The 24312-nt window shown below is 63.2% G+C and carries 20 protein-coding genes; 7 read left to right on the forward strand and 13 right to left on the reverse strand.

The window, feature by feature from the left end; all coding sequences use genetic code 11:
• Nucleotides 1-53: 53 nt before the first annotated feature.
• The gene (locus IHE39_RS25380; protein WP_192568446.1) at nucleotides 54-890 is read right to left on the reverse strand and encodes a glycoside hydrolase family 16 protein; all 837 of its coding nucleotides are present in this window, start codon (nucleotides 888-890) and stop codon (nucleotides 54-56) included.
• A gap of 604 nt (nucleotides 891-1494) precedes the next feature.
• Here IHE39_RS25380 and IHE39_RS25385 point away from each other — a divergent pair.
• Nucleotides 1495-2487: a GNAT family N-acetyltransferase gene (locus tag IHE39_RS25385; protein WP_192568447.1), complete on the forward strand. Its 993-nt coding sequence runs from the start codon at nucleotides 1495-1497 to the stop codon at nucleotides 2485-2487.
• A gap of 8 nt (nucleotides 2488-2495) precedes the next feature.
• Here IHE39_RS25385 and IHE39_RS25390 read toward each other — a convergent pair whose 3' ends face one another.
• Both IHE39_RS25390 and IHE39_RS25395 read right to left on the reverse strand, forming a co-directional pair.
• Complete coding sequence (locus IHE39_RS25390) at nucleotides 2496-3521, reverse strand: BamA/TamA family outer membrane protein (protein WP_192568448.1); 1026 nt, start codon at nucleotides 3519-3521, stop codon at nucleotides 2496-2498.
• Nucleotides 3522-3698: 177 nt separating this feature from the next.
• A complete protein-coding gene (locus IHE39_RS25395) occupies nucleotides 3699-4067 on the reverse strand; it encodes a hypothetical protein (RefSeq protein ID WP_192568449.1) in 369 nt (122 codons plus the stop codon).
• Nucleotides 4068-4816: 749 nt separating this feature from the next.
• Between IHE39_RS25395 and IHE39_RS25400 the strand changes: the two genes are divergently transcribed.
• The 3 genes from IHE39_RS25400 to IHE39_RS25410 are packed head-to-tail and all read left to right on the forward strand — an operon-like array spanning nucleotide 4817 to nucleotide 8629.
• The gene (locus IHE39_RS25400; protein ID WP_184767037.1) at nucleotides 4817-5590 is read left to right on the forward strand and encodes a glycosyltransferase family 2 protein; all 774 of its coding nucleotides are present in this window, start codon (nucleotides 4817-4819) and stop codon (nucleotides 5588-5590) included.
• A 10-nt stretch (nucleotides 5591-5600) separates the two neighbouring features.
• Nucleotides 5601-6545, forward strand: a complete 945-nt coding sequence (locus IHE39_RS25405; RefSeq protein WP_192568450.1) for a glycosyltransferase family 2 protein — start codon at nucleotides 5601-5603, stop codon at nucleotides 6543-6545.
• Nucleotides 6542-8629, forward strand: coding sequence for a polysaccharide deacetylase family protein (locus tag IHE39_RS25410; protein WP_192568451.1), 2088 nt, complete (start codon nucleotides 6542-6544; stop codon nucleotides 8627-8629). Before IHE39_RS25405 ends, IHE39_RS25410 begins: the two co-directional genes overlap by 4 nt.
• 27 nt (nucleotides 8630-8656) lie before the next feature.
• On the opposite strand, the gene IHE39_RS25415 is transcribed toward IHE39_RS25410, so the two are convergent.
• The 9 genes from IHE39_RS25415 to IHE39_RS25455 all read right to left on the reverse strand — a co-directional run bounded on the left by IHE39_RS25415 (nucleotide 8657) and on the right by IHE39_RS25455 (nucleotide 19233).
• Nucleotides 8657-9421 (reverse strand): GGDEF domain-containing protein, encoded by a 765-nt coding sequence (locus IHE39_RS25415; RefSeq protein WP_192568452.1) that lies wholly within the window; start codon nucleotides 9419-9421, stop codon nucleotides 8657-8659.
• Between the two features lie 123 nt (nucleotides 9422-9544).
• Complete coding sequence (locus tag IHE39_RS25420; protein ID WP_192568493.1) at nucleotides 9545-10804, reverse strand: NAD(P)/FAD-dependent oxidoreductase; 1260 nt, start codon at nucleotides 10802-10804, stop codon at nucleotides 9545-9547.
• Between the two features lie 19 nt (nucleotides 10805-10823).
• Complete coding sequence (locus IHE39_RS25425; RefSeq protein WP_192568453.1) at nucleotides 10824-12314, reverse strand: M81 family metallopeptidase; 1491 nt, start codon at nucleotides 12312-12314, stop codon at nucleotides 10824-10826.
• A 162-nt stretch (nucleotides 12315-12476) separates the two neighbouring features.
• Nucleotides 12477-13835, reverse strand: coding sequence for a serine hydrolase domain-containing protein (locus IHE39_RS25430; RefSeq protein WP_192568454.1), 1359 nt, complete (start codon nucleotides 13833-13835; stop codon nucleotides 12477-12479).
• A gap of 73 nt (nucleotides 13836-13908) precedes the next feature.
• The gene (locus IHE39_RS25435; protein WP_184767031.1) at nucleotides 13909-14898 is read right to left on the reverse strand and encodes an ABC transporter ATP-binding protein; all 990 of its coding nucleotides are present in this window, start codon (nucleotides 14896-14898) and stop codon (nucleotides 13909-13911) included.
• Nucleotides 14895-15848 (reverse strand): ABC transporter ATP-binding protein, encoded by a 954-nt coding sequence (locus tag IHE39_RS25440; RefSeq protein ID WP_192568455.1) that lies wholly within the window; start codon nucleotides 15846-15848, stop codon nucleotides 14895-14897. The genes IHE39_RS25435 and IHE39_RS25440 overlap by 4 nt, the downstream gene beginning before the upstream one ends.
• 2 nt (nucleotides 15849-15850) lie before the next feature.
• Nucleotides 15851-16702 (reverse strand): ABC transporter permease, encoded by an 852-nt coding sequence (locus tag IHE39_RS25445; RefSeq protein WP_184767029.1) that lies wholly within the window; start codon nucleotides 16700-16702, stop codon nucleotides 15851-15853.
• A complete protein-coding gene (locus IHE39_RS25450; RefSeq protein ID WP_192568456.1) occupies nucleotides 16699-17625 on the reverse strand; it encodes an ABC transporter permease in 927 nt (308 codons plus the stop codon). Before IHE39_RS25450 ends, IHE39_RS25445 begins: the two co-directional genes overlap by 4 nt.
• Nucleotides 17626-17643: 18 nt before the next feature.
• Nucleotides 17644-19233, reverse strand: coding sequence for an ABC transporter substrate-binding protein (locus IHE39_RS25455; protein WP_192568457.1), 1590 nt, complete (start codon nucleotides 19231-19233; stop codon nucleotides 17644-17646).
• 290 nt (nucleotides 19234-19523) lie between these two features.
• Here IHE39_RS25455 and IHE39_RS25460 point away from each other — a divergent pair, with 290 nt between their 5' ends.
• Entirely contained in the window at nucleotides 19524-20381 is an 858-nt protein-coding gene (locus tag IHE39_RS25460; RefSeq protein ID WP_192568458.1) for a MurR/RpiR family transcriptional regulator, read from the forward strand.
• A 73-nt stretch (nucleotides 20382-20454) separates the two neighbouring features.
• On the opposite strand, the gene IHE39_RS25465 is transcribed toward IHE39_RS25460, so the two are convergent.
• Nucleotides 20455-21354 (reverse strand): LysR family transcriptional regulator, encoded by a 900-nt coding sequence (locus IHE39_RS25465; protein WP_192568459.1) that lies wholly within the window; start codon nucleotides 21352-21354, stop codon nucleotides 20455-20457.
• Nucleotides 21355-21468: 114 nt separating this feature from the next.
• Between IHE39_RS25465 and hglS the strand changes: the two genes are divergently transcribed.
• Together hglS and IHE39_RS25475 are read left to right on the forward strand one after the other, a co-directional pair.
• Nucleotides 21469-22854, forward strand: a complete 1386-nt coding sequence (gene hglS / locus IHE39_RS25470; protein WP_192568460.1) for a 2-oxoadipate dioxygenase/decarboxylase HglS — start codon at nucleotides 21469-21471, stop codon at nucleotides 22852-22854.
• Nucleotides 22855-22859: 5 nt separating this feature from the next.
• Complete coding sequence (locus IHE39_RS25475) at nucleotides 22860-24281, forward strand: FAD-binding oxidoreductase (protein WP_192568461.1); 1422 nt, start codon at nucleotides 22860-22862, stop codon at nucleotides 24279-24281.
• The last annotated feature ends 31 nt before the right edge of the window (nucleotides 24282-24312 follow it).

Below are 24312 nucleotides of genomic sequence, written 5' to 3' on the forward strand. Positions count from 1 at the left end.
ACCCGCCCGTGCCGCCGCAGGCTCATGGTGCCGCAGGGTGGGCGGGTGTGCCGTCATGGCCCGGCACGCCGCCAGACACGAACATAGTCGATCAGGAAATCGGCCGGGAATTTAGTCTTGGCGTCAGGCGAACCGGGCCAGTTGCCGCCGACGGCGAGGTTGATGAGCAGGTACATCGGTTCCTGCGAGATGCCCTCGGGCTTGGTGTAGCGCCACATCTCCTTGCCATCGAGATACCAGATGACGGCATCCTTGCTCCACTCCAGGCCATAGGCATGCCAGTCGGCGGAAAGGTCGGCCGTCTTGGCGTTCTTGCCTTCGCTCTTCCAGTCCTTCTTCTTGTCGAGATAGTGCAGGTGCATCTCGTAGACGTCGGGCGCATGGCCCAGCACTTCAAGGATGTCGATTTCCGGACGCGGCTCCTGCGTCGACGGCAACAGCCAGATCGCCGGCCACAGCCCCTTGCCCTTCGGGATCTTGGCGCGGATTTCGAAATAGCCGTATCTGGTGGCGAAACGGTCTGCTTTGGCGCGCTCGAGATAATCGCGACCTGTCGTCACCATGCCAGACGTGTAGTCGAAGGTTCGCCCTTCATGGCCGGTCACCGTCTCCGGCCGCGCCGTCAGGCGCAAGACGCCATCGGCAACGCTGACGTTGTCGGGCATGTACCATTGCAGTTCCTTGTTGGCGAGATTGGTACAGCCGCCCTTGTCCCACCAGTAGCAGCGGGTCCACTTGCTGCGGTCGAGCTTGGGCTGGTCGAACTCTTCGGTGAATATCCGTTCCCATTGCCCCTTGATCAGGGGAGGCTCCATACCTTGAGCCAAGGCGCTCGCATGCCCGAACCACCAGGCGCCCGCCAGCGCCGCACCCCACAACCCCTTACCCATGCACCAACCCAATAGGCCTGATTACTCTGGCTCGTCGCTACACAGGATTGCCGGCCGTTGCCTGCGTGGTTCCGCAAAGTGGCGGTTCGCGCGCATTTGCCCGTTGCCCGGAAATCTGTCGCTTACGATCTGTTAACTAGGACGGTTGGCAGACGCCTCGTCAAGCTGTTTTGCCTACCTCGGTAAATGACACCGCGCATTCTGGGTCAAATCCAAGATCATGTTTTTGCATTTTGGACATGTCGACTTGGTTGTCGAAATAGCCGCCATCTGTCGGGAATGCTTTATTTATGCGGTCCAGACTTTGAATTGCAATGTTGGAGATAGTTCTCCATCACGGATTAATAACAAAATTGTGATAAACAATATCTTTATGGCAGTGCGGTAACCATTTCGGAACAAACAGAAATTCGAAAAGCAACGCCACGACACCAAAGGTAGTGATATCTCACAAAACCTGCGACATTAGGTGGAAAGCGGGAGGTTTCGGACGGACACCGATCCGACAGATTTCGGGGCACTACAGGACGCGCAAGCCACAGCACGCGCGCCAGCGGGCTTCGTCGTGCAAAGCCCAGCACCCCGCGACCTCTGGCACCGCCTCATGCTAGCCGATCCCGAAGCCCTGCCCTACCAGTCGCCGGCCTGGCTCGACAGCCTGTGCGCGCTTGGCAAGTACCAGGACGCCAGCCGTGCCTACCGCTTTCCCGGCGGACACCACTATGTGCTGCCGATGGTACGCAACAGGCGCCTGCCAGCCAGGTTGTCCATTGCCGAGTCGATGCCTTATGCGTGGGGTCGTGGCGGCGTGCTCTCGTCGCTCGCACCGAAGGTCGAGCATCTGCGCGCCATTTTCGAAGACCTGAGCGGACTGCCCTATCTCAGGATCTCGGTCCGGCCAAATCCGCGCCATGCCCATCTTTGGGCCGCGGCTGCACCTGACCACGTCACTTCAGTGCCTGGCCTCGCCCACATCCTCGACCTCGACGGCGGTTTCGACGCGGTCTGGTCGACGCGCTTCAAAAAGACGACGCGGACCCGGGTACGCAAGGCCGAGCGCAGCGGCATCGTCGTCGAGCGCGATACCACCGGCAAGCTGGTGCCGGTTTTCTACCAGCTGCTGCGCACATCCTTCGACCGCTGGGCCGACAAGCAGCACGAACCCAGGATGCTCGCGCATCTGCGTGGCCGTAGGCGCGATCCGATCGCCAAATTCAGTTCGATAGCGAGGCATTTCGGCGACGCCTGCCGCATCTGGGTCGCCTGGGTCGACGGCAAGCCGGCGGCAGCCGCCTTCGTGCTGCAATATGGCAATGTCAACGACGCACGCGGGGCGATCGACCGCCAGGCGCTTGGCAGTTCAGGCGCCAACGACCTGATCCAGAAACTTGCCATAGAAGAGGCCTGCCACAGCGGCTGCCGCTACTATCACTTCGGCGAAACCGGCGCCTCGACGTCGCTCGCGCACTACAAGCAGCGCTTTGGCGCGACCCCGCACGCCCATGCCGAATACTTCCTGGAGAAGCTGCCGATCACAGCCGTCGACGCCCGCGTGCGACACGCGGCGAAATGGACCATTGGCTTCAAGGATAGCTGAGCCGGCGTTCAGCCAGGGAACGCCAGAAGCAGCATTCTTTGTGCGATCAGGTAGAAAGCTGCGGCAAGCAGCAGCACCGGAACAACTTCCAGCCAGAGCGGCCAACGCGAACGGCCCGGACGCAAGCTGGCGACCGAAACCTGCCTGATCGCCAGCGCCGCGATCGCAGATGCCGCTGCAACGAGCCCGGTCCGGTAGGTGCCGGCCGCCTCGTCGGAGCGGACTTGCCCTTCTTCGAGTTCGGCGCGCAGTTGCAACTGCCCGCCAGCGTCCACGGCATCCGGCAGCCGCAACCTAGCCGCCTTGACCGAGGGGTGAGCGAGCAGAGCCTCGCGGAAACGGTCGAGCGCCTCGGGATCGTAGGGATCGCCCTGCGTGAAGGGCTGCAGACGGTTGAGTTCCTCTTCCTTGAGGCCGACAAGGCCGCTGTAGGTGACCGCGCCAAATGTCGCTGGCGAGCCCGGATCGACAACGATCCGGACCCTCGCCAGCGCCTGCCCCGGGATCGGCGACAGCTGGCGATCCGTGACATGGACAAACGGAAAAGATGCCGTGCGGAGCCGCCACAGGACCTCGTCCTCGAGCGTTGCCAGCAGGTCGCCGCGCGCCGGTCTGCCCGCGGCCTCCATCATCTGCCGTGAAACGTCATCGCGAACCGCATCGGTGGCAACGCCGTCGAGACCGTCGACTTCGACCATGCCGACGCGAAAAAGCGGCCCAGGCAGCGGCTTGAGGATGACCTTTTCAGGAGCGCCTGCCTCCACAGTGGACGCCGACATCTCGACCCGCGCCTCGAGATAGCCCTGGCCGCGCATCAGTTCTTCCAGCCGCAGCCGCTCGGCTTCGACGACGGGCTGCCATCCTTGCGCCTTCCCCTCGGCGGCACGCTCAAGCTCGGTAGTATTCAGCGCCGCGCGCAACACGCCGTCGAGTGTGGCGTTTGAAGTCGTCGTCTCGATTTCAATCACGGGAAAGTCGGCGGCAAAGCCCGAACCGACGAACAGCGACAGCATCGCCGCGCAAGCCAATGTCACGACAATGGCCGGCAAGAAACATGCGCTTCGCTGGGCGTCTCGCGTTCTCACCCGTTTTTCATACACCGCAATCGCGGGGACTGGAAATAGCCCTGGCCGACTCCGTACAGACGGCAGTTGCAAGCGTAGCTGCTGCGACAGCATGAGCAGATCGCCTCGCAGCCGTGCAGATCGCGTCTATTTCTTGCCGGGATCGTCCTCGGATCCGGAGGAGGTTTCGGCTTCGTCATTGCCGATCGTGCCAATAACGAGCGATCCGCCGAGAGGCCGGCGCCGCTGCCGCGTATGGGCCACGACCTTGTCCATCTCCGCCTTGATTACGGCCAATACGGCCAGCGCCTCGTCCTCGCTACGCTTCAACTCCGGATCAGGCGTGCCGGATGCGGCTTCGGCGGCAGCCCGCGCATTACGTACGGCAAAATAGTCCTTGTAAGCCGCATCCCACCTGGTCGTCAGGACAACCCAGTCGTCGAAAGCATCGGGGGCAAGAGGAGTTTCGGGTCGCTGTGGGCTGGGCAAAATGAAACCTCGAACAATCGGGCGCACGGAACATGTCACAGGCGCTGTGTCCGAACGCCGCTGATCGTGCTGGTGGCCCCCGCCTCCTGATTTGGGCAACCTAACATGAACACCCCCAGCCGTCATTCATGCAGAGGCCTTATCTGCACACTTGCTAACAAACATCTGCATTGATGTTGCCCATGAGCCGCACCTTTCGAACGCGCCTCCGGAGCAGCAAAACTCCGCGTTTTCAACCTGATCACAATGTTGCGACTGGCTGGTGCGTTACGCCGCAAGGTGCAACCAGCACGGGCTTCGATCAGGTTTCGTGCCCGGCACGCCGGAGTTAGCCGAGGTTTCGAGTCAAAAGAATTAATATTAAAGCTCAACCTAATATGGTGGGCATCAATTGATGTATGCCCCATGCCGGGCAATGTCCAAGGCTGATTGCCTAGTTTAATTTAGATAAACAATTATTTATCTGATAGAAGTCATCAATCCAACAGGTTCATACAAATCCACATCTATGAATCAGCACTAATGGCGAACCTACTACATGCAGATACTACATATGGTTTACAACAAGTAAATGCATGGTATAGTTCTGATCGGCGAGTGGGGCTAACAAGACACTTGCGTCCAGATTTTATTCGGAAACAACCTTCCTGCGAAGTTGTGTTCGGCAGGCTGCTGTTTTGCGTCCGGTGTGTTTGGTTCGCGTAGTCATTGGGTGCCGCCACCTTTGGGTTGGAGTAACCATAATGACGGCGGCAGCATTCCCGCATCGGCCTGCTATGGAAATTTTCAAACTGGCAGGAATGCCCGTCGGCGGAACACCACGCATATCGGTCGTGGTTCCCGCCAAGAACGAGGCCAAGAACCTTCCACACGTCCTTCCCCATATTCCTGCGTGGGTGGATGAAGTCATCCTCGTCGACGGCAATTCGACGGACGACACGATCGCGGTCGCCAGATCGTTGTTGCCCGACATCGTCGTGCTGCAGCAGGACAGGCGCGGCAAGGGTGCGGCCCTGCGCACCGGCTTCAATGCCGCCAGGGGTGACATCATCATCACCCTCGACGCCGACGGCTCGGCCGATCCGGGCGAGATCCCCGCTTTTGTCGGCGCGCTGCTGGCGGGTGCCGATTTCGTCAAGGGCTCACGCTTCATGCAGGGCGGCAACACCACCGACATGGAATGGTATCGCAGGCTCGGCAACTGGGGATTGCTGACGCTCGTGCGCATTCGCTTCGGCGGCAAGTTCACCGACCTTTGCTACGGCTACAACGCGTTTTGGCGCGACGTGCTGCCTTATCTCAACATCGAGGACGCGACAGGTTTCGAAATCGAGACCGAAATGAACGTCCAGGCGCTGCGCGCCAACCTCAACGTGTTCGAGGTGGCCAGCAAGGAGTTCCCGCGCATCCATGGCGTCAGCAACTTGCGCACCATCCCCGACGGCTGGCGGGTGTTGAAGACGATCGTTCGCCTCGGCGTCTCCCGCCCGGCACGGCCGGCGGTACCCGCCCGCAACGCAACCGGACAACAACACCAACCCAGCGTCTAGGCGAGCGATCATGACGGCGTCGGCGACTTCGGTATCGGTCATCATCTGCGCCTACGCCGACAACCGTCGCGAGCAGTTGCAGCGCGCCATCGCCTCGGTGGTCGCCCAGCGCACCAAGGCGGCCGAGATCATCGTGGTCATCGACCACAATATGCCGCTGTGGGCCTACTTCTTTGCCACCTATCCGGATGTGCTGGTCATCTGCAATGAAGGCACGCGCGGCCTGTCAGGCGCCCGCAACACCGGGGTCAGCCGGGCCAGTGGCGAAGTCCTGGCCTTCCTCGACGACGACGCTGTCGCAGCCCCCGACTGGCTCGAAAGGATGCTGCCGCATTATCGCAACCCGTCGGTCATCGGTCTCGGTGGCCGCGTCCTGCCGATGTGGCAGGTCGATCGTCCGCGCTGGTTTCCCGAAGAATTCCAGTGGGTGGTCGGCTGCAGCTATCGCGGCCAGCCCGAAAAAGTCGAGCCGGTGCGCAATCCCATCGGCTGCAACATGTCGTTCCGCCGCTTCATCTTCGATCTGACCGGGGGTTTCCGTGAAGGCATCGGCCGCACTGCGGCCGATGCCGCCGGTTGCGAGGAAACGGAGCTGTGTATCCGCGCCCTGCAGGCCATTCCCGGCTCGCTCATCCTGTATGATCCGGCGATGAGCGTGCACCACCAGGTGACGGCCGAGCGTGCCGGCTGGCGCTATTTCCGCAAGCGTTGCCTTGCCGAAGGCCGCTCCAAGACCCAAGTTGTCGGTGCAGTGGGCGCGTTGGACGGATTGTCCAGCGAACAGCGCTACGTCATGCGCGTACTGCCGGCGGGCGTGCTGCGCGGGCTTGGTGATGCCGTGATCAAATTCGACATGTGGGGGCTGGCCCGCGCCGCCGGCATCTGTTTCGGGCTCGGCTACACGACGATGGGCTATGTCGGCGCCCGTCTGAGCCTCGCATGGAGGCATGCATGATCGCGCCCGAGTTTCACCCGATCAAGATTCTCGACGTCGACGTCTGCCGGCCGATGAGCGATGTGCCGATGGTCGACGCGGCGAGCGGTCAGCGCTATGGCGGTGTCTTTTGCCTCGTCCGCCGCCAAGGTCGTCCGGTGACGATCATGGAATTCGATTTCGACCAAGACGTGCTCACCACATTCGAATTGCGACGCCGCATCTCCGAAAACCAGGCCGTGCAGGACAGCACATTCCAGCACGACGCGCCGCTGCCGAAGAAGGAAGGTCCATTCGCCAGCGTCGTCATCGCCACGCGTGACCGCGCCGAAAGCCTGGCGCGCTGCCTCGATTCATTGCTGCTCCAGACCTACCAGCCGTTCGACATCGTCGTCGTCGACAACGCGCCGTCCTCGTCGCAGACCGCCGACCTCATCGCCCGCCGCTACGGCGGCGCGCGCGCGGTCCGTTATGTCAGGGAGAACGTGCCGGGCCTCGGTCGCGCCCACAATGCCGGGCTCGCCAACCTGTCTTCCGAACTCGTGCTGTTCACCGACGACGACGTCGTGGTCGATCCCAACTGGGTCGCGGCAATGGCCACCAATTTCGACCGCGACGGCCGGGTCGGCTGCGTCACCGGCCTGATCCTGCCGGCCGAACTCGACACCCGCGCGCAATTCTGGACCGAGCGCCATGGCGGCTTCGGCAAGGGTTTTGCACGCAAGATCTTCGATCTCGCCGGTAATCGGCCGGCGGGGTCGCTTTTTCCCTTCACTGCCGGACAGTTCGGCTCGGGCGCCAACATGGCATTCAGGACCGAGGCGCTGCGCCAGATCGGCGGCTTCGATTCAGCGCTGGGCGCTGGCACGCTGGCGCGCGGCGGCGACGACCTCGCCTCGTTCTATGCCGTGGTCCAGGCTGGTTTCCAGCTCATCTACGAGCCGCGCGCCCTGCTCTGGCACCATCACCGCCGCGGCGAAGACGGCATGCGCCGCCAGGCCTTCGGTTACGGCATGGGCCTAGGCGCCTATCTCACCAAGGTCGTGATCGACGAACCGGCGGCAGCCTTGCGCCTGGCCCGCGCCATGCCGGCTGGTATCGCTCACATGGCCGGGCCGACATCGCCCAAGAGCCAGCGCCTGCCAGGCGACTATCCCAGCAACCTGATCTGGCGCGAGAGGCTGGGTATCGCCGCTGGCGTTCCGGGCTACTTGCGCAGCCGCTATGCCGCAGCACGCAGCCCGTCATCCGGCATCGCCCCATCGGCGAACGGGCACGAGGTCGCCGTCAAGGGAGGATCGACAGCCATGCGCCCATCCGTGCCTATCCTTGTTTACCACAGCATCGACACCAGCTGTGCTGCGCTCTACCGGCGCTGGATGATGCTGCCCGACGAGTTCGAACGCCACATGCAGGTGCTGGCCGAAGGCGGCTTCCGCCCGGTGACGATCTCTGCGCTGGCGACGATCTTCCGCGAAAAGCGGCCCCTGCCCCCACGCACGATTTGTATCACCTTCGATGACGGACTGCAGGACTTCCTCACCGGCGCGATGCCCGTGCTGGAACGCCACGGCTTTGCCGCGACCCTCTACGTCGTCTCGGGCCTCGTCGGCAAAACCAGCCAGTGGCTCGCCACTTCAGGCGAAGGCGACCGCCCCATGCTCGGCTGGGGCGACCTGCGGGCGCTGGCCTGCGAAGGCATCGAAATCGGGGCCCATACCGTCAGCCACCCGCAGTTGGATATCTTGTCGGCAAGCGACGCGGCGCGCGAGATCCATGACAGCAAGCTTGCCCTCGAACACGGCTTGAAGCGGCCGGTGCACGGGTTCGCTTACCCGCATGGCTATTCGAGCCGCACCACGCGCGCGCTGGTTCGCGGCGCCGGCTTCACCTCGGCGTGCCGGGTCAGGCATGCCATGACCTCGACGACGGAGGATCCGTACACCTTGTCGCGTATCGTCATGACCAGCGAGGTCGGGCCAGCCGAATTGCGCCGCATGCTGACCCAGCCGGTGCTGCCGGTGGCACCGCCGGCCGACAGGCTGGTCGCCTCGGGCTGGCGCATGGTTCGGCGCTTCCAGCATCTCGCCCACGCCAGCAGCTAAGGTCCAAAACGAGCGAAGCGACCTTACTCAGGCAGCGGCCAGTTTGGCGTCGGTATTGACGATGCGGTCGCGGCCATTGGCCTTGGCGACGTAGAGGTTCCTGTCGGCAGCGAGCAGAAGCGCGTCGAGGCCCTGGCCCGGCTGATGTTTCGACACGCCGATGCTGACGGTGACCTCGCGGCCGCTCAGGCCGACAATGGCTGAAATCGTCTTCACCTTGCGCCGCAGGCGTTCGCACACTTGCGCTGCCTTCTCGGGGCTCGCGCCGCGCAGCAGGACGACGAATTCCTCGCCACCAAACCGCCCGGCAATGTCCTGTTCGCCAATGCTCGCAGTCAGCGCGGCACCGATTTCCTGCAGCACTGCATCGCCCATGGCATGGCCGTGGCGGTCGTTGATCGCCTTGAAATGATCCGCATCGATGAAGAGCAGCACCCCGGCGCCTTCTCCACCTTCGTCAGCGCCGACAACCAGCCGGGATTGAAGCAGGAAGGTTTTTCTGTTGAGCAGCCCGGTCAGGTCGTCAAGGCGATTGGCCCGGTCGAGCTCGGCGGCGAGTTCGACGAGCCTGGCGCTGCGGCCCATGAAAAAGTACGACAGTGGAAACGCCACCGCGACGACGATTAGGCTGGTCAGCACGAGATCGAGCAGCAGCCGGTCGGAGAAGAAGATCGCGTAGAAGATAAGCGTGAGCAGATCGGCACCGATCGTCGCGGCTGCCACGATCGCGCAAGCCTGCCCCAGTACCGACAGGCGGTTGAAACGTGCAGCGATGCGACTTGCCCCAACCATCCCTGGCCGCTCTCCCGAATTTCGGGTTTCAGATAGCAGCAAATGGTAAAGCCAAGCTGACCGGTTTTGTTAATTGTTTGTTTCGATTGGCCTCGGGGCGAGACACCGAGGCTTCGATACGCCTCAGCCAAAGCGCTCCATGGCATAAGGGGCAGGATCGGTGAATGTGGGCTTGCCCGTCATCATCTCGGCGAGCAGGCGCCCGGAGATCGGGCCAAGCGTCAGGCCGTGATGGTTGTGGCCGAAGGCGAACCACAGCCCCTTGTGGCGATAACCCCGGCCGATCACCGGCCGCATGTCGGGCAGGCACGGACGCGATCCCATCCAGGGATTCGGCTCGATACGCTGCCTGATCGGGAAGATCTGGCGCGCCAGCGGCTCCGTCCTGTCAAGCTGGATCGGGCTTGGCCGGCTGCCGCGCGAGGCGAACTCGACGCCGGTGGTCAGCCTGATGCCTTTGGCCATCGATGCCAGCACGAAACCGCCGTCGGCATCGACAATGGGATGATAGAGCCGGGCGTCGGCATCGGTTTCGAAATGGACGTGGTAGCCACGCTTCATTGCCAGCGGAATCTTGTAGCCGAGCGAACGGGAGATCGTATCCGTCCAGGGCCCCAGCGCGACAACTGCTTCCGCGGCCTCGACGCGCCCGCTGTCGGTGACGATGCTCCAGCCCGTTTCCTCCTGCCGCAGCTGTCGAGCATCGCCGTGCAGGAACAGCCCTCCACGATCGACGAAATGGCTGGCATAGGCTTTCACCAGCGCGCCCGGATCGGCAACGGTGGCCGGATCGAGCCAATGCACGGCGCCAACCAGGCCGTCGGAGAGATGCGGTTCGCGCTGTTGCAGCGCCTTGCGGTCGAGCACTTCGTAATTCAGGCCAAATTGGTGAAGGGCCGCGGCAGCACCGCGCGCATGTTCGAACGTCTTTTCGCTTCGATAGACTTCGAGCCAGCCGGCCCGGCGCAGTTGCGGCAACACGCCGGCCTCGGACATCAGTGCCTCGTGCTCGCTCACAGAACGCTCGATCAGCGGCTGCATGTCGGCTGCCGCCCGCGCCAGCGGCTTGGGCGCCGACTCGCGCCAGAACCGCCACAGCCAGGGTGCAATGCGCGGCATTTGCAGCCAGTCGAAACGTACGTCAGCCGAGAGGTTGAACGCATAGCGCATCAGCTTCGAAAGCTCGCGCGGCGCACCATAGGGCACGACGCTCGAGCGTTCGATCAGGCCGGCATTGCCGTAGCTCGTTTCCTCTCCCGCATCACGGCGGTCGACAAGGACGACCGACCGTCCGCGCCGCTGCAGCTGCAGCGCGGCCGATACGCCGATGATCCCGGCACCGAGTACGATGACGTCGGCTCGCTGGATATGTGGTTCCATCATCGCTGCCATGGCCATGCGCTCAAAGTGTCATGTCGCGGTCGAGCGGGAAGATAGGGCGCGCGACGTTGCGATACGGCATTCGGGAATAGTCCATGGTGCACAGCGCGCCGCTGTCGCAGACGATGACCTTGCCGGCGATGGGTTCGAAGGCAGCACGGAAATGCTGCATCGACTTGAGCCCGACCACGCGATGACGCGCCGGGTCGATGCCGAAGGCCCCAAACTGCTGGAGATCGCGCATCTGCGACGGCTCGGTAACGACGAGCACGGCGATGCCGTCGATCTGCACCACGGCTGTCGGACCGAAGCTGAACTCCAGCCCGCCCAGCTGCTCGCCGTCGCCGATGAGCTTGCCGTCGCTGATGACGAGCAGCTTGCCGGTCACTTCAAGCGGGTCGCCGCCGAAACGGGGATCGGTCTTGCCGCCGAGCCTGAGCTGGACGGTGTCCCCGACGGTCGCGCTGTGAAGCTGCTTGGCCGTCTCCGGATCAACGATCGGACCGAAGCAGGCGTCGCCAATACCCACTTGCAGAAGAGCCCCCAGCAGGGCCGTCGCGTCGCCATAGCCGCCGGCACCGGGATTGTCGGCATAGTCGGCGATGATCAACGGGCGGTCGCCGCGGTAGTCGTGCGCGATCTCGGCGGCCTGCATCACCGTATAGAAGGTGTTCAGCACGTTGAAGCGGTTGTCCCAGATCTCGTCGGCGATGCTTTCGGCGAAGCTTTGGTGCCGCGCCGGGTCGCCGTCATAGGTGACAAGCACCGTCGGGCCAACTTCCGGGATATCGGCGTTGGGGAAAGCGCCGTTGATGCTGACGGCGAGCGCGCCTGCCGTCTCTTCATAAGCGCGGGCTCTTGCAATCCATTCGACCATCGGCCCGATGTCGGTGCGCCCGGCATTGGCCTCCTCCAGCATCGGCCGGCGCGCCAGAAGCGTCTTGGGGCGGATCTCGCCGGCCATCGTCTTGTGCAGCAACTCGCCAGCGTGATGCGCAATCTCGCGCATGTCGATATGCGGGTAGGTCTTGAACGAGATCAGGATGTCGGCGAGTTCGCACATCTTGGCCGTGACATTGGCGTGCGGGTCGAGCGTGACGGCGATCGGCAAGTCCGGTCCGACGACGGCGCGCAGCCGCTCCAGCAATTCGCCTTCGCCATCGGGCGAGAAATCTGTGACCATCGCCCCGTGCAGGCCAAGCAGGATGCCGTCGAGCTGGCCCTTGCGTGCGGCCGCCGCCTTGACGATGGCGCCTCCGATGCGGTCGAAGGCATCGCGCGTCACCGGTCCCGCCGGTTCGGCGCCGGTGCTCAGCACATGCTCGATGGCCCAGCCGTATTTGCGCGAGATGTCGAGGAAACCGGCGATTTCAGTGTTGGCTTCGCCGCGCGCGCGGATGGCGTCGTCGCCGAACATCACGCCTTCGACGGTGAAGGCGTCATAGCCGGTCTTGCGCACGCTGAACGTGTTGGTTTCATGTTGGAATTCTGCGGTTAGAACACGAAAGCTCATAGTCGGTCTCCAGATGTACATTCGGGCGTTTCGGATCGCTCAGGCGCGCGTAACGGTTGCTTGCCTCGTCGAGGGAAGCGCAGCTGAGCGGGCAAATTGGTTTGGTGTGTCTGGAACAGCGGCCGCGCCGGCGGGGCAGCGGCCGCCCCAGGTCAGTTGCGGTTACTCCATGTGGAAGCGCATTTCGCTCACCCGGTCTTCAGCGTCGCGGCTGATCGTCCAATGCAGGTGGTATCCGCCCATCTCCAGTCGGTAGCGCCTGGCGGCGGCGTCGCCTTCCTGCTGGGTAAGCTCGAGCGGCACCCCAGTCACCGCAACGCCGCTTGAGGCGATCTGTTCGAACCAGCCATTGCTCCACAAGCGCCAGGCCTCTTCGGCAAAGCTCTCGCGCGGCGCGCGACGATCGACAATTGCCTGCAGCAGTTCATGGTCGCGTTTGGTCTGAGTTGCGTTGCCATCGGCGATCGGCTCGTACGGCGCCAGCGCCGGATCGACGATGCCGGCGATCTTCTGGCCGATCCGGGCGACCTGGGCTTCGTCCGTATTGGCGAGCACGCAGACCGACAGCTTGCGCGCTGGAAACCGGGCGATCTCGGCACGGAAGCCGTCCCAGGTGCCGCCATGCCGGATCTTGCGATGGCCGCGGGTCACGGAATTCTGCCAGCCAAGGGCATAATTGTTGAACGACGGCTGACCGTTCTTCATCAGCACCGGCTCGGACATCAGCGCGATGGTATCGGGGCGCAGCACCGTCGGATTGTCCAGTTCGAGCAGCCAACGGGCAATGTCGCGCGGCGAGAAATAGAGCCCGCCATCACCGGTGCGCTGCAGCGTCGGCGCCGCCCAGTAGCGGTTCTCCAGCTTGCCGTCGCGAATGCAGTGGCCGGCGGCGCGATTCGGCACGATGTCGTACCAGGACGCCTCGCGCGCCGTGGCCATGCCGACCGGCCCGAACAACCGCTCGCGCAACAGCTCGTAGTAGGGCTTGCCCGAGATGCGGGCGACGACGAGCCCGGCCAGGATGTATCCGGTGTTGCTGTACTGGTATCCTTGGCCCGGCTGGTACATGAACGGCGAGCGGCGCGCGAGATCGATCAGTTGCTCGTCGCTGTGATCCTGCCACAAATTGAGCGGCACGGCCCCAGCCTCCCCGCCACTCGTCGCAGCAAAGACGATGTCGAAATTGCCGAAGCCGGCCATCATCGACAACAGGTTGCGGATGGTGATGCCGGCCCAGCTCTCCGGGCCCTCGGGAATGTAGCGGCTCAACGGGTCGTCGAGCGTGATGCGCCCGTCCTGCAAAAGGAACATCACCGACGCCGAGGTGAACATCTTGCCGGTCGAACCGGAGTGGAAAACCGTATCCGGCGTAACCGGCGTTTGGTTTTCGACATTGGCAAGGCCGTAGCCCGCGAGGTGAATGATCTCGCCGTCGTGTACGACGGCGACGCCCAGGCCGGGAACCTGGCTGTTTTCGACTTCCGACTGCAGGTAGCGGTCGAGTTCTTCGCTGAAGTTCATGCTGATTTCCTGGTCTTCAAAGCCGTCAGCGTCGGTGCAATGCACCTGCAACGGCAGTGTCTGCGAATGGAGTTCATGCGACCGACCTCTGCTCAACTGCTAACTCGGGCACGGCAGTGAGCGGGTGATGACAGGCGGCCTGATGTCCGCTGGCTTGCGACGTGAGCGTTGGCAGAACCTGGCGGCACAGATCCGTCACGCGCGGGCACCGGTTGGCGAAGGCGCAGCCGGGCGGCAGGTCGTAGCCGCTCGGGATTTCGCCGGCGAGCCGCGTGATTGAACGACGGCGTTTCGGATCGGGCTCGAAGGTGCTGTCGAGCAGTGCGCGCGTATAGGGATGCGCGGGCGCTGCACCGCTCGGCATCACCTCGACGATGCGGCCGAGATACATGACCAGGATCTGGTCGCAGAAATAGCGCACCAGTCCGAGGTCGTGCGAGATGAACAGATATGTCAGCCCGAGTTCCTGGCGCAGCCGCTCCAAGAGCGCAACGATCTGCGCCTGCACCGAGACGTCGAGCGAGGCAGTCGGCTCGTCTAGCACCACCAGCGACGGATTGAGCGCGAGCGCCCGCGCGATGCCGACGCGCTGCTTCTGGCCGCCCGACAACTGGTGCGGATAGCTCTGCGCGAGCGAAGAGTTCAGGCCGACCATGTCGAGCAGCGATGCGACTGTCTCATCAGTGGATTTCGGCTTCACGCCTTGCACGCGGTAGGGTTCGAGCAACGCGTCCCTGACTGAGTAGCGCGGATCGATCGCTGAATAGGGATCCTGGAAGACCAGCTGCATGCGCTGGCGCAGACGGCGCATGTCTCCACGCGAAAGCGAGGCCATGTCGACGCCGTCGAACTGCACCTGCCCCTCGCTGGGGTTGATCAGGCGCAGCACCAGCCGGGCCAAAGTGGACTTGCCGCAGCCGGATTCGCCGACGACACCGAGGATCTCGCCCTGCTTCAAGGTGAATGAGACGTCGCTGACGGCGTGGAACACCTTGCGTTTGCGAAACAGCCCGCCGTCGCTGAAACGGCGGCTGAGACCATTGACGGTAAGAAGGTCGCTCATGCTGCCTCCGCCACGTGGCAGGCCACGCCATTGCCGCTGGCGCCAACGCGCAGCTCGGGGATTTCAACGCGGCAGCGGTCCGCGACACGGGCGCAGCGCGGGTTGAACCTGCAGCCTGGCGGCTGCGCCGCTGCGCTCGGAACGATGCCGGGGATGGCGCTCATCGTCCCGCGCGCCATGTCGTGACGGGGGATGCAGCGGATCAGCGCCTGCGTATAAGGATGACGCGGGTGTTCGAAGAGCGCATCGACCTCAGCCAACTCGACCACACGTCCGCAATACATCACAGCCACACGGTCGCAGGCCTGGGCAACGACGCCCATGTCGTGGGTGATCAGGATCAGCCCCAGCCCGCGCTGCCGCGCTAGGTCGACAAGGATCTGCACGATCTGCGCCTGCACCGTGACGTCGAGCGCGGTGGTCGGCTCGTCGGCGATCAGCAGTTCGGGGTCGCCGGCAAGCGCCATGGCAATGACGATGCGCTGCTTCATGCCACCGGAAAGCTGGTGCGGAAACAGGTCGTAGACCGAAGCGGGATCGGGGATGCGCAAGTCGGCCATCAGCTCCAGGCTTCTTGCCCGCGCCGCACTTCGGCTCAGACCGAGATGCAGGCGCGCGGCCTGATCGATCTGCGGTCCGATTCGCATCATGGAATCGAGCGAGGTCATCGGGTTCTGCGTGATCAGTGCGATGCGCCCGCCGCGCAGCCGACGCATCTCCCGCTCTGGCAGCCCGACGAGGTCGGTGCCGTCAAAGCGGATAGTGCCGGCGGCGACCTGACCGCCGATACGCGGCAAAAGCCCCATGATCGCGGTCGCGGTCAACGACTTGCCTGAACCGGATTCACCGACGATGCCGAGGATCTGGCCGCGATCGACGCTTAGCGTGACCTGGTCGACCGGCGAGAACGCGCCGAACCTGATGCGCAGCATTTCCAAATCCAGCAGCATCGTTACGCCTCCCTGAACTTGGCGCGGACATCGAGCGCAGCGATGACCGCGTCGCCGAACAGGTTGATGAAGACGACCGTCAGCGCCACTGCGAGGCCGGGGAGCAGGATCACCCAAGGGGCGATGAACAGTTGTGCCGTGCCGGAACTCATCATCGCACCCCAGCTTGGCGTCGGCGGCTGCGCGCCCAGTCCGAAGAAGCCGAGCGTCGCCTCGAGGATGATGGCGTCGCCCGTCGCCAGCATCGCCGCCACCAGCACAGGCGCCAGCGCGTTGGGCAGCAGATGCGAAAACAGGATGTGGGTGTGGCCGGCGCCAAGGCTGACAGTCGCCTCGACATAGGTCTCGCTCTTCAGCGACATGATCTGGGTGCGCGTCAGCCGGGTAAACTGCGCGAGATAGGCGATGGCGATGGCAATCACCACGCCCTCCAGCCCCGGACCGATGATAGCCACCAGCATCAACGCGATCAGGATTTCGGGGAACGACCAGGTCAGGTCGATCACCGTCATGACGACGCGATCGAAGGTGCCGCCGAAATAGCCGCAGGTGGCGCCCAGGACCAGGCCGAGCAGCACGGAGATGCCGATCGCCGTGATGCTGACAGACAGCGAGGTGCGCGCCCCGGTGATCATCCGCGACAGCACATCGCGACCGAACTCGTCAGTGCCGAACAGATGCGTCAGCGACGGGGCCTGGTTCATGATGCCCAGGTCCTGCTGGTCGTAGGGATATGGAGATAGCCACGGCGCAAACAGCGCGCCGATGACCAGCAGCAGCAGAAAGGCCCCTGAAATGCCGCCCTTGAAGGTCGAGACGGCCTTGAGCAATGCCAATGCACGATGTCCGCTCATGCCCGTACCTCGCGCTGGCGTGGATCCATCGCAGCCTGGACGATGTCGCCGATCAGGGCACCGATGATGACGGCCATGGCCAGCATGAGCAGGCAGCCCTGTACCAGCGGATAGTCGCGCTGGTTGAGCGCGCGGATCAGCAGCGAGCCGAGCCCGGGACGGGCGAAGACATATTCGATCGTCACAGCACCACCGAGCACCCAGCCTATGCGCAGGCTGAGGATCGTAACGACGGGAACCATGGCGTGGCGCAGCACATGGCGTAGCTGGATGATGAAGGGCGGCAGCCCCTTGGCGTGCAGCAGCGTCACGAAATCCTGCCGCGACGTCTCGATCATGGCGATCCGCGTGACCCGCGCCACCAGCGCAATGCCACCAAGGCCGGCAGCGATCGTCGGCAGGATGAGCGAACTCCAGCCGCGCGCTCCCGATACCGGCACCCAGCCGAGCCACACCGCGAAAACCAGGATCAGCAGCAAGCCGAGCCAGAAGCTGGGCACGGTGGAGCCAAGCAGGATGAAGCCAGTGATCACATCGTCGACGCGTGTGCCCTGGTAGCTCGCCGCAATCACGCCGGCGGTAATGCCGGTCAGCGTCGAAAACAGCAGCGCGGCAATACCCAGCTCGAGGCTGAAGGGCAGGTTCCGGGCGATCAATGCGCTGACCGGGCGCCCCTGGATGATCGAAGTGCCAAGATCGCCGCTCAGAAGCCGCCCCATCCAGGTGAAATATTGCTCGACGAGACTGCGGTCGAGACCGTACTTCGCCGCTATCTGCAGCCGTTGCTCCGGAGACGAGCCGGCGCGCAGAAGATTGTCGATGGGATCGCCCGGAACCAGGTGGATGATGAAGAACACCACCAGCGAGACGACAAAGAATACGGGCAGCAGCAAAACAAGCCGCCTCAAGGTGAAGCCGATCATTATCGTCCCGCCGACCGCTTAGCCAACGACCTTGATGTCGACGGTGGTTGCCTGCACCAACTGCGTGCCGCGCAGCTTTTCCGGCACTTCGAGCAACGTCTCGTTGAATGCGTAGTTCAGAATCGGCTCGTGAATCGGAACGAACAGGAAATTGCCGATCAGGTTCTCCTGGTACTTCCTGAAATTGGCCACGCGCTCGTCCAGCGTCTTCGACTGCTGCATGGCAATGTCGCGAAGCTCCTGCGATTTCTCATCCTGCCAGCCGGAGGAGTTCGGATAGGGAATATTGGTGGTGCTGAAGAACCAGTCGAGAATGTCGGCGTTGTTCCAGCCGTACTGCCGCACCGCCAGTTGATGTTGGCCCTTCTTGAGCTGATCGACGATCGTCGTGCTGTCGAAGATTTCGATCTCGACATCCATGCCGATTGTCTTGAGCTGCGCCTGGAGGATCTCTGCCGTACGTTTGAACGCCGTCTCCGACTGCGCCGTCAGCTTGACCTTCAGCGGCTTGCTGTCCTTGCTTCGCATGCCGTCACCGTCGCGCACCCAACCTGCGGCATCGAGCAGTTGGTTGGCCTTGGCCAGATCGTGGCGGATTTCCAGCTTGGGATCGATCTTCGATTCCGCCAGCGTGCTGATCAGGAACTGATGCGCCTCGAGGCCGACGCCGTTGAAGACGCTCTTGAGGATCGCGCTTTGGTCCACTGCCAGTGCGGTTGCCTGGCGCACAGCGACATCGCCGAAGGGCTCTGCCAGCGTATTGAACGCGAGATAGGTGATGCCGAAGCCAGGCAAGCTTCGAAAGCCCAAAGTCTCTTCTGCTTGCAGTTGCGGCAGGAATTGGTCTGGCACCCCGAGCAGCAAACCGACGCCGCCTGTTTTCAGTTCGAGGAAGGCCGTCGAGGCGTCGGGAATTTCGCGCAAGGTAAGCCGCTTGATATACGGTGCTCCCTTGTTTTCCGAGAGGTCGCTGCCCCAATTGTAGTCCTCATTGGCGACCAGCACGGTCTCCTGGCCTACGGCGAAACTTTCGAACTTGTAGGGCCCGGTTCCAGCGGCCTCGGTCACGCCAAAATTGTCACCGGCCGCGTCGTAGGCCTTCGGCGACGGGATGCCCATGAAGGACGACGCCAGATTGTAGATCAAGTTTGGCTCTGCCCGTTTCATCACGAAGCGAACGGTGTAGTCGTCGACTACCTCGACACGATCGACAGCGTCGACAAGGTACTCGTTGACGCTGCCTTTGAACTTGGGGATCCACCACGCTATGGTCGCGGCATTGAACGGTTCACCATCATGAAAGCGAACGCCTTGCCGCAACTTGAAGGTCCAGTTCATGCCGTCGGCGCTGTTCTCCCAGGATTCGGCGAGATGGGGATGATAGGACTGGTCGGCGTCCTGCTCGATCATGCGGTCGTAGATCAGGGTCGCGACGGTGCTCAGCAAGGTGGCCCGAATTGGATCGTGATGAGGCGCGCCGATTTCGGCATTGCCGAGAGCAAATACGGCCTCCGATTCTGACGCCCGCGCTGAATTTCCTCCAGCCAGGCCGAGGCCTGCGGCCAGCGTGACCACCGATACCGAAGCAAGAAACTCACGTCGATTCATGTTCAACCTCCCCTTGAAAAATTGGAAAAAGCTCGCCGTGCCGCGGAAGCAGCATTATTTAGACAACAGACAAGAATTCGCGAGCTGACGCGGTCCAATGACCTGCCCCAACTATGCGCCGTTTCCTCACGGTTGCTGTATGTCACTGACTCCAGCCAGCAGCTCAGCAACATTTTGCTTCCCCGCTCCTCAACGAGGGTGGGTTCAAGCTATTTTGAAAAAAAACAAACGTCAATCGAATCTATGATAGAATTCTTGCAAGAAATCCCACCCCAGCCACGGAGAACCAAATGACGGAATCGGTACGCCGAAGGCTTGTCGAAAGCCTTGCCACCGCGACCAACGCCGAAAAGGCCCTTGCCAACTACATGCTGGCAAATCTCAACGGCGTGCCGTTCGAGACATCGGCAACCCTGGCCGCCAAGGTCGGCGTCAGCGAACCAACTGTCGGGCGCTTCTGCCGGACGCTGGGTTATGCGCGTTTCAAGGACCTCAAGGAGGACCTCAGGGACAACATCGGCACGCAGCCCTGGCTGGCCGGCGACCGGCTCAAGGAATTCCGCGACCGCAGCCAGAACGGTGATGCCCTAGCGCGCAGCCTGGAGCTGGAGATCGCAGCACTGCTCAGGATCTACGAGATCGCCAACACCAAGGAGTGGGCCCGCGCCGTCAAGCGCCTGGCCAACACGCCCCAGCTGTTCGTCGCCGGCTTCCAGACCGAGCGCGGCATCGCCCAGTACTTCGCCAACCAGCTGCAATACCTGCGCCCCGGCGTCCAGCTCGCCGACATCGCCGGCGGCAATTTCAGCGAGATCCTGCTCAACCCGCCCAAATCCACCTGCCTGGTGATCTTCGAGGCCCGCCGCTATTCGCGCCTGAACCTGCTTCTGGCACAGGAAGCCAAGAGGGCGAAAATCCCGATCACGCTGGTCACCGACGCCTTCTGCGACTGGGGCCGCGACCTTGCCGACGAAATGTTCGTCGTGCCGACCGAATTCGGCATGTTCTGGGAATCGACGGCGCAGATGGCCAGCCTCGGCAACCTGCTGATCAATGGCATATTCAACGAACTGGGCGTCGCCATCGAAGGGCGCATGAACAGGGTCTCGGAACTGCACGGCAAGATCACCGGCTATGTCGGCGATTGACCGGTTTCTTGCCTGAAAGCCCAGGCGTTCGCACACCGAACGCACGGGCCGGGACGGCGCCTTCCGTGCAGTCTCAGGCCTGCGGCGTCACCTGCCCGACGATCCAGTCGAACAGCTGGTTGGTCAAAAGCCCCGCCGTCTTTCGCTCCGGAACGACGAAGTAGTAGCTCTTTTCGGTCTGCAGCGGCATGTCGAGCACGACCTGGAGCTTGCCGTCGCGCAGTTCGCTTTCGACCAGATAGCGCGGCAGCAGCGCCACGCCCATGCCGGCCACCGCCGCCTCGATCAGCATGGTGAATTGGTCGAAGCGGTGTCCCAGATAGGCACCTTGCGCATCGACGCCGGCGGCCTGAAACCAGTTCGCCCACGCCTTGGGGCGCGTCGCCATGTTGAGCAGCGGCCTATGCGCCAGCGCCTCTGGCGTCGCGATATCGCGGCCGGCGAGAAAGTCCGGGCTGGCAGCCGGCACGATCACCTCGCTGCAGATGTAGCGGCACACGGCATTTGCCCATACCGGCTGGCCGTAATGGATGGCCGCATCAAACCCTTGCTCCTCGAGGTCGAACTGCTCGGCGCGCGACACGACGTTCAGCGCGATGCCGGGATGGGTTTTCAGGAAGCCCGGCAGTCGCGGCACCAGCCAACGGCTGCCGAATGTCGGCAAGGTGGCGAGGCTGAGCAGCGACACACCTGAACTTGCCATCGCCCGCAGCATCGCCGCCTCGCCCTGTTCGAGCAGCTTGCGCGCGTCGGGCAGGAACTTCTGCCCGGCGGCCGACAGCACCACGCGCTGGCGCACGCGCTCGAACAGAAGCAAGCCAAGCTGGGCCTCGAGATCGCGGATCTGCCGGCTGACTGCACTTTGCGAAAGATTGAGCTCGCAGCCGGCCAGCGTGATGTTGCCATGGCGGGCGGCAGCCTCGAAGGCCTGCAGCTTGCCCAGGTCAGGAAGGAGCGTACGCGCAGTGGTCATTCTGTTTTCGCATCAACTTAGATGAAATCAGCGCAATTCAGCACCGATAGAACCGGATATAGCACTGTCGAAGCATGAAGTCGCCCATGCCGAATGTGAAAACAGAGGGTTCGAATGTCTCCTTCCATGTCGCCCGATGCGATCCGCGCCGCCTTCTCGGCGGCCATGTCGGCCATGTATCGTGATGAAGTACCGGCCTATGGCACGCTGATGGCCCTGGTCGCCGACGTCAACGAAGCGACTCTAGCCAGCCAGCCGAAGCTGCGCGCCTCCCTGGAAGCGACCGAGACGCTCGACCGCGTCAGTGAAGAGCGTCACGGCGCCATCCGCCTCGGCACCGAAGCGGAGCTGGCGATGATGCGACGCGTCTTTGCCGTCATGGGCATGTTCCCGGTCGGCTACTACGACCTCAGCGAGGCCGGGGTGCCGGTGCACTCGACTGCTTTCCGGCCGGTCAGCGAAGCGGCGCTTAAACTCAACCCGTTCCGGGTGTTCACCTCGCTGCTGCGTCTCGACCTGATCGCCGATGTGGAATTGCGCGCCACCGCCGAGATCACGCTTGCTCGCAGGCAGATCTTTTCCGACGTCGCCGTAGCACTTGTCGACAAGGCCGAACGCGACGGCGGGCTGTCGCATGAGGACGCAGCGTTGTTCGTCACCGAGGTGCTCGACACTTTCCGCTGGCACAGTGAGGCGAGGGTCGACCAGCCACTCTACACCAGACTGCATGATGCGCATCGCCTGATCGCCGACGTCGTCTCGTTCAAGGGACCGCACATCAACCATCTGACGCCACGCACGCTGGATATCGATGCCGTTCAGGTCCAGATGCCGTTGCGCGGCATCGTGCCCAAGGCGGTCGTCGAAGGCCCGCCCAGCCGCGCTTGCCCAATCCTTCTGCGCCAGACCTCGTTCAAGGCGGTCGAGGAGCGCGTTTCGTTTCCTGACGAAAACGGCAACCTAGAGACGGGCTCGCATACGGCGCGGTTCGGCGAGATAGAACAGCGTGGTATAGCGCTGACGCCGAAGGGCCGCGCGCTCTACGACAGGCTCTTGAACCAGGCCCGCGCCACGGTACGCCCCGCCCCGGACGGCTCGAACGCCGACGCCTATCGCGACGCACTCGCCCGGAGTTTCGCCGCCTTCCCTGATGACTGGAACGCCATGCGCAAGGCCGGGCTCGGCTATTTCCTCTACACCGTCGACCAAGCAATTGCCGGTGCGCGCGGCAGCGATATCGAGGCCCTGATCGCAGTCGGTGCGGTGCGTGTCGACCCCATCGTCTACGAAGATTTCCTGCCCGTTTCCGCCGCCGGCATCTTCCAGTCCAATCTCGGTGACGATGCGGTGCAGGATTTCACCGCCAGCCCCAACCAGCGCCTGTTCGAAAAGGCGCTCGGTGCTGCCGTTCTCAACGAGTTCGAACACTATGCCGGCATCGAGCGGGCATCGATCGAGCGCTGCCAGGCCACGCTGAAGGCGTTTTCGGACGCGGCCTGACAAGGATGCTGGCAAACGAGCACATCGACAACCTCAGTGCCCTGCTCGGCGCGGGCGGGCTGCTGACCGGTCGCACCGACATGGCCGGCTACGAGAAGGGCGCGCGCTATGACAGCGGACGCGCCGCCTTCGTTGCACGCCCGGCGACGGCGGAAGCCGTCTCGGCCGTTGTCGCCTATTGCGCACGCCATGCGATCGCGCTGGTGCCGCAGTCCGGCAATACTGGGCTCGTCGCCGGGTCGACCCCTGACGACAGCGGCACAGAAGGCGTGCTGAGCCTTGAGCGCCTGCGCTCGACCTTCGATCTCGACCTCGATAACCGCACCTTGCGCGTCGACGCCGGCTTCCGCCTATCGGAAATCAACGCGCGGCTCGAGCCGCACGGACTGTTCTTTCCGATCGACCTCGGCGCCGACCCGATGGCAGGCGGCATGGTCGCGACCAACACCGGTGGGGCGCGTTTCCTGCGCTTCGGCGACGTGCGCCGCAACACGCTCGGGCTCAAGGTGGTGCTCGGCGACGAGGCGGGCACGACAGTCGAACTCGGCGCAGGATTGCGCAAGGACAACACCGGCGTCGACTGGAAGCAGCTCTTCATCGGCACGGCGGGTGCCTTTGGCGTCATCACCGAATGCACCTTCAACCTTGAAAGGTTGCCACAGCAGACCGCGACCGCCTATCTGGTGCCGCGCTCGCCTGAACACGTGTCTGTCCTGCTCAACGCGATGGAAGAGCAGCTCGGCACCTATCTCAGCGCCTTCGAAGGCATGTCTGGCGCCGCAATCAAGCGCACGCTTGGCCATGTCACCGCACTGCGCAATCCATTCCCGGGCGGTGCCGTTCCCGACTACGTCATCCTCGCCGAAGTGTCGCGCTCCTGGCCGCGCCGCGCGAGCGAGCAGCCTTTGGAGGCCGTGCTCGAGGAGGTTCTTGCCGAGGTCTGGAACCATTCTGACGAGCCATTGGACGATGCGTTCATGGGGCCGCCGCAGGAGATGTGGGCGCTCAGGCACGCACTGTCGGAAGGCGTGAAATCGGCCGGTTATGTCGTCGGCCTCGACCTCTCCTTCCGCCGTGGTGGCGTGATGCCGTTCCGCGCCCGGATGCGCGAAATCCTGGCCAGCGAATTCCCTGATGTCGAGATCTGCGACTTCGGCCATGTCGGCGACGGCGGCGTGCACTTCAATCTCGTCGTTCCGCGCGAAGCAGACGGCTCGGTGAATGCCGCGCGGGTCGACGCGCTGCGCGATCGCGTGATCTCGATATCAGTCGAGGCGCATGGCGCAAGCTTCAGCGCCGAACACGGCCTTGGCCGCCGCAACCAGCATTTCTACGACCGTTACACGCCACCCAAACTGAAATCGATGGCCGCACAGCTCAAGCAGGCGACCGCCCCGGGCCCCCTCGGCTCGACGCGGCTGGGCTGATCACCCACGCAGTGCAATTGAACAGAAACTA

The organism is Aminobacter carboxidus, from assembly GCF_014863355.1.
In the GTDB taxonomy this organism is placed as follows: Bacteria; Pseudomonadota; Alphaproteobacteria; order Rhizobiales; family Rhizobiaceae; genus Aminobacter; species Aminobacter carboxidus.

What these genes read in the sequence shown, in the direction of transcription:
- IHE39_RS25380 (WP_192568446.1), bottom strand. Translation starts at nt 890, where the DNA reads ATGGGTAAGGGGTTGTGGGGTGCGGCGCTGGCGGGCGCCTGGTGGTTC.
- IHE39_RS25385 (WP_192568447.1), top strand. Translation starts at nt 1,495, where the DNA reads ATGCTAGCCGATCCCGAAGCCCTGCCCTACCAGTCGCCGGCCTGGCTC.
- IHE39_RS25400 (WP_184767037.1), top strand. Translation starts at nt 4,817, where the DNA reads ATGGAAATTTTCAAACTGGCAGGAATGCCCGTCGGCGGAACACCACGC.
- IHE39_RS25405 (WP_192568450.1), top strand. Translation starts at nt 5,601, where the DNA reads ATGACGGCGTCGGCGACTTCGGTATCGGTCATCATCTGCGCCTACGCC.
- IHE39_RS25410 (WP_192568451.1), top strand. Translation starts at nt 6,542, where the DNA reads ATGATCGCGCCCGAGTTTCACCCGATCAAGATTCTCGACGTCGACGTC.
- IHE39_RS25415 (WP_192568452.1), bottom strand. Translation starts at nt 9,421, where the DNA reads ATGGTTGGGGCAAGTCGCATCGCTGCACGTTTCAACCGCCTGTCGGTA.
- IHE39_RS25420 (WP_192568493.1), bottom strand. Translation starts at nt 10,804, where the DNA reads ATGATGGAACCACATATCCAGCGAGCCGACGTCATCGTACTCGGTGCC.
- IHE39_RS25425 (WP_192568453.1), bottom strand. Translation starts at nt 12,314, where the DNA reads ATGAGCTTTCGTGTTCTAACCGCAGAATTCCAACATGAAACCAACACG.
- IHE39_RS25430 (WP_192568454.1), bottom strand. Translation starts at nt 13,835, where the DNA reads ATGAACTTCAGCGAAGAACTCGACCGCTACCTGCAGTCGGAAGTCGAA.
- IHE39_RS25435 (WP_184767031.1), bottom strand. Translation starts at nt 14,898, where the DNA reads ATGAGCGACCTTCTTACCGTCAATGGTCTCAGCCGCCGTTTCAGCGAC.
- IHE39_RS25440 (WP_192568455.1), bottom strand. Translation starts at nt 15,848, where the DNA reads ATGCTGCTGGATTTGGAAATGCTGCGCATCAGGTTCGGCGCGTTCTCG.
- IHE39_RS25445 (WP_184767029.1), bottom strand. Translation starts at nt 16,702, where the DNA reads ATGAGCGGACATCGTGCATTGGCATTGCTCAAGGCCGTCTCGACCTTC.
- IHE39_RS25450 (WP_192568456.1), bottom strand. Translation starts at nt 17,625, where the DNA reads ATGATCGGCTTCACCTTGAGGCGGCTTGTTTTGCTGCTGCCCGTATTC.
- IHE39_RS25455 (WP_192568457.1), bottom strand. Translation starts at nt 19,233, where the DNA reads ATGAATCGACGTGAGTTTCTTGCTTCGGTATCGGTGGTCACGCTGGCC.
- IHE39_RS25460 (WP_192568458.1), top strand. Translation starts at nt 19,524, where the DNA reads ATGACGGAATCGGTACGCCGAAGGCTTGTCGAAAGCCTTGCCACCGCG.
- IHE39_RS25465 (WP_192568459.1), bottom strand. Translation starts at nt 21,354, where the DNA reads ATGACCACTGCGCGTACGCTCCTTCCTGACCTGGGCAAGCTGCAGGCC.
- hglS (WP_192568460.1), top strand. Translation starts at nt 21,469, where the DNA reads ATGTCTCCTTCCATGTCGCCCGATGCGATCCGCGCCGCCTTCTCGGCG.
- IHE39_RS25475 (WP_192568461.1), top strand. Translation starts at nt 22,860, where the DNA reads ATGCTGGCAAACGAGCACATCGACAACCTCAGTGCCCTGCTCGGCGCG.